This window comes from Mesorhizobium sp. M7A.F.Ca.AU.002.02.1.1 (assembly GCF_003998535.1).
GTDB lineage: Bacteria > Pseudomonadota > Alphaproteobacteria > Rhizobiales > Rhizobiaceae > Mesorhizobium > Mesorhizobium ciceri.
Window position 1 is genome coordinate 1 of the sequence record NZ_RZPB01000114.1, and the last position, 11,756, is coordinate 11,756.

General features: G+C 62.1%; 11 protein-coding genes. 7 read left to right on the top strand and 4 right to left on the bottom strand.

The window, feature by feature from the left end; translation table 11 throughout:
- Positions 1 to 8 precede the first annotated feature (8 nt).
- Entirely contained in the window at positions 9 to 1,445 is a 1,437-nt protein-coding gene (locus EN879_RS10035) for a glutamine synthetase family protein (RefSeq protein ID WP_027035719.1), read from the bottom strand.
- Positions 1,446 to 1,590: 145 nt separating this feature from the next.
- Between EN879_RS10035 and EN879_RS10040 the strand changes: the two genes are divergently transcribed.
- Positions 1,591 to 2,304 carry an HAD family hydrolase gene (locus EN879_RS10040; protein WP_063170071.1) on the top strand — a complete coding sequence of 238 codons (714 nt, stop codon included), beginning with the start codon at positions 1,591 to 1,593 and terminating at the stop codon, positions 2,302 to 2,304.
- Positions 2,305 to 2,387: 83 nt separating this feature from the next.
- Here EN879_RS10040 and EN879_RS10045 read toward each other — a convergent pair whose 3' ends face one another.
- The 3 genes from EN879_RS10045 to aceA form a co-directional block, all read right to left on the bottom strand.
- The gene (locus EN879_RS10045) at positions 2,388 to 2,792 is read right to left on the bottom strand and encodes a response regulator (protein ID WP_224621462.1); all 405 of its coding nucleotides are present in this window, start codon (positions 2,790 to 2,792) and stop codon (positions 2,388 to 2,390) included.
- A gap of 278 nt (positions 2,793 to 3,070) precedes the next feature.
- Positions 3,071 to 3,313 (bottom strand): hypothetical protein, encoded by a 243-nt coding sequence (locus EN879_RS10050; RefSeq protein WP_006202762.1) that lies wholly within the window; start codon positions 3,311 to 3,313, stop codon positions 3,071 to 3,073.
- A 58-nt stretch (positions 3,314 to 3,371) separates the two neighbouring features.
- The gene (aceA, locus tag EN879_RS10055) at positions 3,372 to 4,661 is read right to left on the bottom strand and encodes an isocitrate lyase (RefSeq protein ID WP_063170072.1); all 1,290 of its coding nucleotides are present in this window, start codon (positions 4,659 to 4,661) and stop codon (positions 3,372 to 3,374) included.
- Positions 4,662 to 4,889: 228 nt separating this feature from the next.
- Here aceA and EN879_RS10060 point away from each other — a divergent pair, with 228 nt between their 5' ends.
- From EN879_RS10060 to EN879_RS10085, 6 genes are all read left to right on the top strand, one after another.
- Positions 4,890 to 6,332, top strand: coding sequence for an XRE family transcriptional regulator (locus tag EN879_RS10060; RefSeq protein ID WP_127274037.1), 1,443 nt, complete (start codon positions 4,890 to 4,892; stop codon positions 6,330 to 6,332).
- A 150-nt stretch (positions 6,333 to 6,482) separates the two neighbouring features.
- The gene (locus tag EN879_RS10065) at positions 6,483 to 7,433 is read left to right on the top strand and encodes a DMT family transporter (protein WP_063170073.1); all 951 of its coding nucleotides are present in this window, start codon (positions 6,483 to 6,485) and stop codon (positions 7,431 to 7,433) included.
- Between the two features lie 340 nt (positions 7,434 to 7,773).
- Complete coding sequence (locus tag EN879_RS10070; protein ID WP_013530248.1) at positions 7,774 to 8,871, top strand: polyamine ABC transporter substrate-binding protein; 1,098 nt, start codon at positions 7,774 to 7,776, stop codon at positions 8,869 to 8,871.
- A gap of 84 nt (positions 8,872 to 8,955) precedes the next feature.
- Entirely contained in the window at positions 8,956 to 10,095 is a 1,140-nt protein-coding gene (locus EN879_RS10075) for an ABC transporter ATP-binding protein (RefSeq protein ID WP_127274038.1), read from the top strand.
- 9 nt (positions 10,096 to 10,104) lie between these two features.
- Complete coding sequence (locus tag EN879_RS10080) at positions 10,105 to 11,079, top strand: ABC transporter permease subunit (RefSeq protein ID WP_063170075.1); 975 nt, start codon at positions 10,105 to 10,107, stop codon at positions 11,077 to 11,079.
- 4 nt (positions 11,080 to 11,083) lie between these two features.
- On the top strand, positions 11,084 to 11,756 hold a 673-nt coding region (locus tag EN879_RS10085), incomplete at its 3' end, for an ABC transporter permease subunit (protein WP_127274039.1).

The following is an 11,756-nucleotide window of genomic DNA, read 5'->3' on the forward strand; positions in this document are numbered from 1 at the left end:
CCACTCCCCTACACATTCAGCAACAAATACTCCCGCTCCCACGGACTGATCACTTCCATGAAGGTCTCGAATTCCGCGCGCTTGATCGCCGCATAGGTCGCGGCGAACGACTTGCCCAGATGAGCGCAGAGTTCCTCGTCGCCCTCGAACAGGTCGACGGCTTCAAGCAGGCCGCGCGGCAGGTCGATCTCGTCGGCATTGGCCGTTGTCAGGACCGGGGGCTCGGCCTTGATCTTGTTGGTGATGCCGATCAGCCCGCAGGCAAGCGATGCCGCCAGCGCCAGATAGGGATTGGCATCGGAGGACGGGATGCGGTTTTCGACGCGCCGTGCCGCCGGATCCGAGCGTGGCACGCGAAACGCCGTGGTGCGGTTGTCATAGCCCCATTTGTTGTTGACCGGCGCCGACGCCGCCTGTGTCAGCCGGCGGTAGGAATTGACATAGGGCGCGAACATCACCAGCGCGTTCGGCACATGCTTCTGCATGCCGCCGATAAAGTGGAAAAAATCGTCGGTTTCCGAGCCGTCAGCGGCCGAAAAGATGTTCTGTCCGGTCTTCTTGTCGATGATCGACTGATGGATGTGCATGGCGGAGCCGGGTTGCCCCTGGATCGGCTTGGCCATGAAGGTGGCGTAGATCTCGTGCTTCAGCGCCGCCTCGCGAATGGTGCGCTTGAACATGAACACCTGGTCGGCCAGTTCGATCGGGTCGCCATGGCGCAGATTGATCTCCAACTGGCCGGCACCTTCCTCGTGGATCAGCGTATCGATCTCCAGGCCCTGGCTTTCGGAGAAATGGTAGATGTCGTCGATCAGTTCGTCGAATTCGTTGACGCCGGCGATCGAATAGCCGGCGCCGCCGCCGATCGCGCGTCCCGACCGGCCAACCGGCGGGGTCAGCGGATAGTCCGGGTCGGGATTCTTGCGCACCAGGTAGAACTCGATCTCGGGCGCCACCACAGGCTTCAGGCCGAGCTTGTCATAGGCGGCCACCACACGCTTCAACACGTTGCGCGGCGTGAACTCGACCGAGCGTCCGTCCTGGTGGACGAGGTCGCAGATGACCGCTGCCGTCGGGTCTTCTTCCCAGGGCACCACCGTCAGCGTCGACAGGTCGGGCATCAGTTTGAGGTCGCCGTCGTCTTCCGGGTAATGGAAGCCGTTGCCATCCTCGGGGTAGCCGCCGGATATCGTCGTCATGAAGACTGCCGACGGCAGCGCCAGCGAGGTGTTGGAGGTGAATTTCTTCGATGGCATCATCTTGCCACGCGCGACGCCTGCCTGATCGGGCGTGATGCACTCGATGTCCTCGATGCCGCGCCATTCCAGCCAGGCGCTGACTTCCTTCCAGTTCTTGACGCCTCGTTGGTTTTTCACGAAGGCAGGCGTGCGGGCGCGTCCTCCGCGGCTCGACGGACGGACTTCCTTTTTTGCAGGCGGCATCATTCACCAGATTGGGTTGCGGATTGTGGAGTATAGCCGTGCCCTCCTATGGAAGGGAAGGGGAGCCGCGTCGGGCATTGCCCGGTGCGGTTGAAAATCACGCCAATCGGCTTAGTTTCGGCCGTCCCAATTCCAATCGAGGCGTTCAATGCGGCGCAATGACAAACTGACGACGATCGGCTTCGACGCCGACGACACGTTGTGGCAGAACGAGCAGTTCTTCCGGCTGACGGAAAAGCGCTTTGCCGCCATGCTCGTCGACCATGGCGAAGCGGAGCACATCTCGGCACGATTGCTGGAGGCCGAAAGGCGCAACCTCGCTGTCTATGGCTTCGGCATCAAGGGATTTACCCTGTCGATGATCGAGACGGCGATCGAGGTCACGCAAGGCCGCGTGCCGGGCTCGGTCATAGCGGAGATTCTCGATGCCGGCCGCGAGATGCTGAGCCATCCGATCGAGGCCTTGCCGCACGCCCGCGAGACGGTCGAAAAGCTTGCCGGCGCATTCCGCCTCGTGCTGATCACCAAGGGCGACCTCTTCGACCAGGAGCGCAAGCTGGCTGGCTCAGGCCTTGGCGATCTGTTCGACGCGGTCGAGATCGTCAGCGACAAGAATGCTGCCACCTATAGCAGGCTCTTCAACCGCCACGGCGATGGTCCGGCGAAAAGCATGATGGTCGGCAACTCGCTGAAGTCGGATGTGGTGCCGGCCATCGAGGCCGGCGGCTGGGGTGTTCATGTGCCGCATGAACTGACCTGGGTGCTGGAGCATGTCGAAGCGCCGGTAACCGAATCGAGGTTCCGCCAGATATCCGATCTCGGACAACTGCCCGGACTGATCGAAAGCATCATCGATCCCTGATCGCCGGGCGATCCGTGGTCGCCCGGCCTTACCTGGTTTCGATTCCGGACGGAAAAACCGCTATACACTTTCCCGCAATTGCCTCAGCGGCCGATCAGGCGATCGATCACCGGTTGCAACCGTTCGGGCGTGATCGGCTTGGCGATCACCACGTCGATGACACCAGACAGGCCCAGGCTTTCCGTGGTGCCATTCTTGGTTGACAGCAGGATTACCGGTGGCAGCGATTTGCCCGAGGCGCGGCGCAACGCGTCGATGCTGGACATCAGATTGTCGCAGTCCTTGTTGTCGGCGCCGCCGTCAAGGACAACCGCGCCGGGAATGAGCGACCGCAAGATCCTTGCCGCCGTGTCGGGAGATTCCGAAATCGGCTTGAGCCCGGATCGCTCGACGATCTTTGAAATCACCACGCGATTGATTGGCGACCTGCCGACGACAAGCACCTGCGACGGATCACGGATCGCCTCGGTGGTTGAGCCGCGGGTCACCAGATTCGGATGTCTTGGAGTCTCGCCTTCGCGATTCACCCGGCACACAAGTCAGCCAAGAAGCTCGCCCCTATTTCAATGCAGAGTTGAATCCGGAGCGCAATTGGCGTGAGATCGCAGCCTATGTCAAGTTGAAATAAAAGTGCCCGAAATCATCGCCGGGACAGTGAATTTCAAGCAACGCTACTGTACTCGACTGTCCACACGTGCATTTCATAAAAAGAAAATTCACCTGCGCAGGGGCTGCGCAGGTGAAGGGTCGGTTGCATGAATTTCAGTCAGCCGTGGCTCTGCTGCGTGACGATCACCGGGATCAGCAGATCGCCCCAGTTGCCGTCGCCGCCGTGATGTCGTGCCGAGCGCACGAGTTCCACCGAGACGCCCGCCTCGACCGCCTTCATAACCGACTGGTTGAGGCGGTGCAGGTCGTTGGCCAGCATGCGGATCGTCGCCTGCTGGTCGACGCTCATCGTTGTCGACTGTTCCTCGGCGCGTTCCTTGACGCGGCTTATCGATGCCATTGGTTTTCTCCTTGTGTCCCAAGCCCTGTCGGGCGTTTCCTCTGAGTTTTTCTGTTCGCTATTCGGCGGCCGGTTTGAACTGCGCGTGCTCCGTCGATTCATGCATGGCGGTGGTCGACGACTGGCCGCCGGTGATCGCCATCGACACGGCGTCGAAATAGCCGGTGCCGACCTCGCGCTGATGCTTGGTCGCGGTGTAGCCATCGGCCTCGGCCGCGAACTCCGCTTCCTGCAACTCGGAATAGGCCGCCATCTGCCGCGCCTTGTAGCCGCGCGCCAGTTCGAACATGCCGTAGTTGAGCTGGTGGAAGCCGGCGAGCGTGATGAACTGGAACTTGTAGCCCATGGCGCCGAGCTCCTTCTGGAACTTGGCAATCGTCGCGTCGTCGAGGTTCTTCTTCCAGTTGAACGACGGCGAGCAATTGTAGGCGAGCAGCTTGTCGGGATGGTGCTTGCGCACGCCCTCGGCGAATTTCCTGGCCTGCGCCAGGTCGGGTTTCGAGGTCTCGCACCAGATCAGATCCGCGTACGGCGCATAGGCGATGGCGCGGGCAATGCAGGGCTCGATGCCGTTCCTGACATGATAGAAACCCTCAACCGTGCGCCCGGCGTCGTGGTCGACGAAAGGCTGGTCGCGCTCGTCGATGTCGGAGGTGAGCAGCTTGGCGGCTTCCGCATCGGTGCGCGCGACGACCAGGGTCGGCGTGCCCATCACGTCCGCCGCCAGGCGCGCGGCGTTGAGGTTGCGGATGTGCGCCGCAGTCGGGATCAGCACCTTGCCGCCGAGATGGCCGCATTTCTTTTCCGACGCCAACTGGTCCTCATAGTGGACGCCGGCGGCGCCCGCCTCGATGAAGGCCTTCATGATTTCGAAGGCGTTGAGCGGCCCGCCGAAGCCAGCTTCGGCGTCGGCAACGATCGGCGCGAACCAGGTTTCGACCGAAAGCCCATTGCCTTCGGAGGTCTCGATCTGGTCGGCGCGCTGCAGCGTCCGGTTGATGCGCTTGACCAGTTCAGGCGCCGCATTGGCCGGGTAGAGCGACTGATCCGGATACATCGCGCCAGCCGTGTTGGCGTCGGCGGCAACCTGCCAGCCCGACAGGTAGATCGCCTTCAGCCCGGCGCGCACCTGCTGCATCGCCTGATTGCCGGACATGGCGCCGAGCGCGTTGACGAAGTCCTCCTCGTGGATGAGCTTCCACAGCCGATTGGCGCCCATTTCGGCAAGGCTCTGGCGGATCTGCACCGAACCGCGCAGACGCTTCACATCCGCCGCCGAGTAGGGTCGTTCGATACCGTCGAAGCGACCTTCCGGCGCCGATGGGACGAGGTTGTAAAAATCAGTCATTGGTCACTCCGAGGAATTGCTGATCTGTGTCAAGGCGTCAATCATTTGGGGGTAGTTGGGTATGACTGGATTTACATTTCTGCGCGAAATCAGCCACAAAAATCAGGTAAACTGAGAGGATATAAGAGAAAACCTGTGTTGCGTTTGACAGAAGTGCGTTGTAAATTTGTCATTATTGTAAAAGGCCCGTGCCCAGGAATTCGTGTAAATTGCTGTAAAGGACAGTCCATGGCTGACCAGAAGATCTTCGCCGGGCCGCGCATCCGCCGCATTCGCAACGCCAAGGGCCTGACCCAGACGGCGATGGCCGAGGGTCTCGGCATTTCGCCGTCCTACCTCAATCTGATCGAGCGCAACCAGCGGCCGCTGACGGTGCAGCTGATCCTCAGGCTGGCCTCCGTCTACAAGGTCGATCCACACGAGCTGCAGGGCGAGGCGAGGGGATCTGTCGCTGCCTTGAAGGAAGTGTTCACCGATCCCCTGCTGGTCGGCGAGTTGCCGGGTGATCAGGAACTGATCGAGCTTGCCGAGGCGGCGCCCAATGCGTCCGCGGCCGTGATAAAGCTGTTCCGCGCCTATCGCGAGCAGGCCGAGCGCCTGTCCGACCTCAACGAATTGCTGGCACGCGAGGGTCGGGCGACGGCGCTCTCCGGCGCCCGCCTGCCGATCGACGAGGTGCACGAGATTTTCGAGCGCCGGCCGAACCATTTTGCTGCCCTCGAGGAGGAGGCCGCGGCGTTCACCTCGGTGCTCGATCCCGGCGATGATCTGTTCGGCGCGCTGAAGGCCTGGCTGAAGCGCGAATATGGCATCGTGGTCAAGGTGCTGCCGGTCGCGACCATGCCGAACTGGCGCCGCCGTTACGATCGTCATTCGCAGCGCCTGTTCCTGTCCGAACGCCTGTCGCCGTTCGACCAGTTGCGCGAAGTCGCGATGGAGGCCTGCCTGATCCGCATGACGGTCGCGGTCGCCGGCGAGATCCAGGCGCTCAAGCTGAGCACCGACGAGGCGCGCCGCCTGGCCCGCTTCGAACTTGGCCGTTATGCGGCGCATGCGCTGATGATGCCCTATCAGGCCTTTCACGCGGCTGCCGTGCGCGCCCGCTATGACATCGATGTCCTGCGTTCGCGCTTCGGGGTCTCCTTCGAACAGGCGGCCAACCGGCTGACCATGCTGCAGCGGCAGGGTGCCTCGGGCGTGCCGTTTTTCATGCTGGAGGTCGACAATGCCGGCAACCGCTTCCGCAAGGCCGGCAGCCAGGGCTTTCCTCAAAGCCGCTTTGGCGGCGGCTGTCCCAAGCTGCCCGTGCATGTCGCCTTCACCCAGCCCGGCCAGGTCTTCGTCGAGGCAGTGGAAATGCCCGACGGCGCCGAGTTCCTGTGCATCGCCCGCACGCTGGAAGGGCCGCAAGGCGCATTCTCGGAACGCCCGCGCCGCACCGCGCTGCTGCTCGGTTGCGACATCGGCTTTCGTGACGATATCGTCTATGGCGCGGCATTGCCCGGTGCGGCAATCACCGCAAAGGCCGGCACCGTCGCGGCGACGCCGGTCGGGCCTGCTTGCCGGCTTTGCGAACGCGTCGGCTGCCTGGCGGGGGCAGAACCGCCGGTGACGCGCCCGCTCGGCCTCGACGAGATGGTGACGGGCCTGAGTGCTTTCGATTTTCAGTGACGCCGTGTTCTTCTGAAATGGAGGAAGGTGCCACAATTGTCGGCGGCCGCTGGCTCAGTTCCGGCCTGCGCCTTTGCGTTACGCCAACAGAGCATCTTTTTGTCGTCCCTTGCGCATCGTCCCGTCCACAAGAGCCCGACAGTGGCAGCCATGATCGATACCGCATCGCCGATCGTCGCATCGCCAGCCGTCTCGCCGCGCGAGGAGCGCGTCGGCATGCTTTTGGTCTTCCTGTCGGCGCTGATGTGGAGTTTCGGCGGCGCCATCGCCCGCTTCATCACTGTCGGTGACAGCTGGACGGTCATTTTCTGGCGATCCGTGTGGGCAGCCGCCTTCCTGGTCTGCTTCATGGTTTGGCGTGACGGCTGGCGTGGCATGCTGAAGCTGTTCCGTGACATGGGGTTGCCCGGCCTTGCCGTCGGGATCTGCTTTGCCACGGCATCGACCGCCTTCGTCGTGGCGCTCGCCTACACCACCGTCGCTAACATCCTTTTGATGCAGGCAGGCGTGCCGTTGCTGGCGGCGCTGTTTGCTTGGGCATTGTTTCGCGAAAGGGTTGGTGTCGCGACCTGGGTGGCAATCGCCGCCGTCATCACCGGCGTCGCCATCATGGTGTCGGAATCGCTCGATGGCGCCGTCTCGCCCATAGGCGATGGGCTGGCGCTGTTGATCGCGGTCATGTTTTCAGTCGCCACCGTCATCACCCGGCGGTTCTCCGGCGTGCGCATGACGCCGGCGACGTGCCTCGGCACCATGCTCGCGGCCGGCTTTGCCGTCTCGCAGGCATCGACCCTCACCGTATCTGTCAGTGACATGGGCTTTCTGTTTGCCTTCGGCGTGGTCAATCTCGGCCTCGGCCTGGCCTTCTTCGCCACCGGCGCGCGACTGATCCCGGCGGCCATCGCGGCGCTGCTCGGCACGTTCGAGCCGATCCTCGGCCCGATATGGGTCTGGCTCATTCATTCCGAGGTGCCGTCGGGGCGCACCATCATCGGCGGCGCGGTTGTGGTCACGGCGCTGCTCGTCCATATCGGGCTCGAATTCAAGCGCCAGGCAAGGCCCGAACGCGCAGGGGTCACCGGGGTGCCGTCACCTAATTGAAGCGGCCTGCAGCTTTGCCATTGACAACGTCGCTGCGGCACGGGCAGGCTGGGAATACGGCAACAACAAGACAGGCGTATCTTGCCAAGTCTCCCAGCCGGTCCGATCGGGACCGGACCATATCGTCGTATCTCTGCCCGCGCCATGGCGAAAGCCTCTGACGGTATTGGCACGCCTCCCAGGCCGCCTCAGGGGCATCCAACCATCTCATCGAACCGCCTGCATGGTCTCGGCAGTTCGCGCTTGTCGCCCCTTGGAAAGCTCAATAGTCTGAAGAAAATGCCGGTCGCGCTGATGTCGCGACGAGCCGGTGAAGGAACACTCATCAAAGGAGAATAGCATGATCCGCAAAGCGCTCTGGCTTTCGGCAACGTCGGCATTCCTGACATTTTTCACCGTCGGCGGTCACGCCGAAGATCGTGTCGTCAACGTCTTCAACTGGTCGGACTACATCGACAGTTCGATCATCGACGATTTCACCAAGGAAACCGGCATCAAGGTCGTCTATGATACCTTCGATTCCAACGAAATCCTTGAGACCAAGCTGCTTGCCGGCGGCAGCGGCTATGACGTCGTCGTGCCCAGCGGCAATTTCCTTGCGCGCCAGATCCAGGCCGGCGTGTTCCAGAAGCTCGACAAGTCGAAGCTGCCCAACATTTCCAACATGTGGGATACGGTTTCGGAACGCACGGCCAAGTACGACCCCGGCAACGAATACTCGGTCAACTACATGTGGGGCACGGTCGGCATCGGCTACAACATCAAGAAGGTGCAGGCGGCACTCGGCACCGACAAGATCGACAGCTGGGATGTCTTCTTCAACCCCGACAGCCTGGCCAAACTGAAGGACTGCGGCGTCTACGTGCTGGACTCGCCGGCCGACATCATTCCGGCTGCACTGAAATATCTCGGCCTCGACCCGAACAGCACATCGCCCGACGATATCGCCAAGGCCGAGGAGACCTTGCTCAAGGTCCGACCTTATATCAGGAAGTTCCATTCCTCCGAATACATCAACGCGCTCGCCAACGGCGATATCTGCCTGGCCGTCGGCTGGTCGGGTGACGTGTTCCAGGCCCGCAACCGCGCGGTCGAGGCCAAGCAGGGCGTCGAGATCGGCTATTCCGTGCCGAAGGAGGGTGCGCAGATGTGGTTCGACCAGATGGCGATCCCTGCCGACGCGCCGCATGTCGCGGAGGCGCTCGAGTTCATCAACTACATGATGAAGCCGGAAGTTATCGCCAAGTCGTCGAACTACGTGCTCTACGCAAACGGCAACAAGGCTTCGCAGCAATTCGTCGACAAGGCACTGTTGGAGGATCCCTCGGTTTATCCCGATGCCGAGACCATAAAGAAGCTCTACACCGTCTCGCCATACGATCCCAAGACCCAGCGCGTCATCACGCGCACCTGGACCAAGATCGTCACCGGCCAGTAAGCAATCCGACACGGTCCCGGCAGCCACCTGCCGGGACCGTTTTTACCTGGGGCAAGAAGCAAGAAAATCAGGACGGAGTGGGACATGAAATCGCTTGGCAGCATCCGCAGGGATTTTGCACCGTGGAACGACCCGAACGCCAAGCCGTACATCCAGTTCGACAACGTCACCAAGAAGTTCGGTGACTTCACCGCCGTCAACAATCTGTCTCTGACCATCTTCGAGCGCGAGTTCTTCGCGCTGCTCGGTGCTTCCGGTTGTGGAAAGTCGACGCTGCTCAGGATGCTCGCCGGCTTCGAGGAGCCGACAGCCGGCCGCATTCTGCTCGATGGCCAGGATCTGCGCGGCATCCCGCCCTACCGGCGGCCGGTCAACATGATGTTCCAGTCCTATGCGCTGTTCCCGCATATGACGGTCGAGAACAACATCGCCTTCGGCCTCAAGCAGGACGGCATGCCGAAGCCCGAAATCGCATCGCGCGTTGCCGAGATGCTGAAGCTGGTCAAGCTCGAGCAGTTCGCCAAGCGCAAGCCGCATCAACTGTCCGGCGGCCAGCGCCAGCGCGTCGCGCTCGCCCGCTCGGTCGCCAAGCGGCCGAAGGTGCTGCTGCTCGACGAGCCGCTCGGCGCGTTGGACAAGAAGCTGCGCGAAGAGACGCAGTTCGAACTGATGGACCTGCAGCAGAATCTCGGCCTGACCTTCGTCGTCGTCACCCACGACCAGGAAGAGGCGATGACCATGGCCGATCGCATCTCCATCATCGACAAGGGCGAGGTGATGCAGGTGGCAACGCCGGCCGAAGTTTACGAGGCGCCGGGATCGCGTTTCGTCGCTGGCTTCGTCGGCAACGTGAATATGTTCGAGGGCAAGATCGCGCGTGGCGAGGCGGGCAGCGCCTGCATAGACGCCGGCAACGGCATCACCATCCGCACCGACAATGCCGGCACCGCCGGGGCCGGGACGGCCGTCACCTTCGCCATCAGGCCCGAAAAGATCAAGGTGTCGTCGAAGAAGCCGGCCGAGGCCGTCAACGCCATCGAGGGCGAGGTCTACGACATCGCCTATCTCGGCGACATGACCGTCTATCATGTCAGGCTGGACGACGGCCAGGTGGTGCGCGCCAGCACCATGAACGCGGCCCGCATCACCGAGGATCCGTTGAGCTGGAACGACCGCGCCTGGGTTTCCTTCCGGCCCGACGCCGGCGTCGTGCTGACGCGGTAGGGGGCGACCATGTCGAGCGCCGCCGTCACCACAGCATCAGCCTCTCCGGCATCCAATGCCGGCAGATCCATCCTTGCCAGGCTGGGTGCTGCCTTCGTTGGCCGACTGGTCATCATCATCCCGTATGTCTGGCTGCTGTTCTTCTTCCTCATTCCGTTCGTCATCGTCTTCAAGATCTCGCTGTCGCAGACGGCGATCGCCATTCCGCCCTATACGCCGGCGCTCGATTTCAGCGGCGGTATCTCAGGGTTCCTGGCTCAGCTGAAACAGCTCAGCCTCGACAACTACACCTGGCTGACGCAGGACGCGCTCTACTTCAACGCCTATGTGACCAGCGTCATCATCGCCGCGGTCTCGACGGTCCTGACATTGCTCGTCGGCTACCCCATCGCCTACGGCATGGCGCGCGCGCCGGCGACGATCCGCCCGACCTTGCTGATGCTGGTCATCCTGCCGTTCTGGACCTCGTTCCTGATCCGCGTCTACGCCTGGATCGGCATTCTCAAGCCCGAAGGGCTGCTCAATCAGCTGCTGCTCGCCACCGGCATCATCCACCAGCCGCTGATCATCCTCAACACCTATACGGCGATCTTCATCGGCATCGTCTATTCCTACCTGCCGTTCATGGTGCTGCCGCTCTATTCCGCTCTCGAGAAGATGGACTATTCGCTGATCGAGGCGGCCAAGGATCTCGGTTGCCCGCCGACCAGTGCGTTCTGGAAAATCACCTTCCCGCTGTCGCTGCCCGGCGTCATCGCCGGTTGTCTGCTGGTGTTCATTCCGGCTGTCGGCGAATTCGTCATTCCCGATCTGCTCGGCGGATCGCAGACGCTGATGATCGGCAAGACGTTGTGGAACGAGTTCTTCGCCAATCGCGACTGGCCGGTATCGTCGGCCGTGGCCGTCATCCTGCTGTTGCTGCTGATCGTGCCGATCATGCTCTTCCAGCGGGCTCAGGCGCGCGCTCAGGAAATGGACAGGTGACCTCATGAACGCCACCTGGAGCCGCTTCAACATCACCTCGATCGTGCTTGGCTTTGCCTTTCTCTACCTGCCGATCGTGCTGCTCATCGTCTTCTCGTTCAACGAATCGAAACTGGTCACGGTCTGGGGCGGTTTCTCGACCAAATGGTACGTCTCGCTGTTCCACAACCAGGGTCTCATGGACGCGACCTGGGTGACGGCGCGTGTTGGCCTGATCTCGGCCACGGTTGCGACGGTGCTGGGCACGCTGGCGGCACTCACCTTGACCCGCTACACGCGCTTCAAGGGCAGGGTGCTGTTTTCCGGCATGGTCTTTGCGCCGCTGGTCATGCCGGAAGTCATCACCGGCCTGTCGCTGCTGCTGCTCTTCGTCGCCGTCGGGCTCGACCGCGGCTTCCTCACCGTGACGCTCGCCCACATCACGCTGACCATGTGCTTCGTCGCCGTGGTCGTGCAGTCGCGGCTCATGACTTTCGACCGCTCGCTGGAGGAAGCCGCGATGGATCTTGGCGCCACGCCGGTGAAGACCTTCTTCCAGATCACATTGCCGGTCATCATGCCGGCGATCGTCTCCGGCTGGATGCTGGCTTTCACCCTTTCGCTCGACGATCTGGTCATTGCCAGCTTCACCTCGGGGCCGGGCGCGACGACGCTGCCGATGAAGATCTACAGCCAGG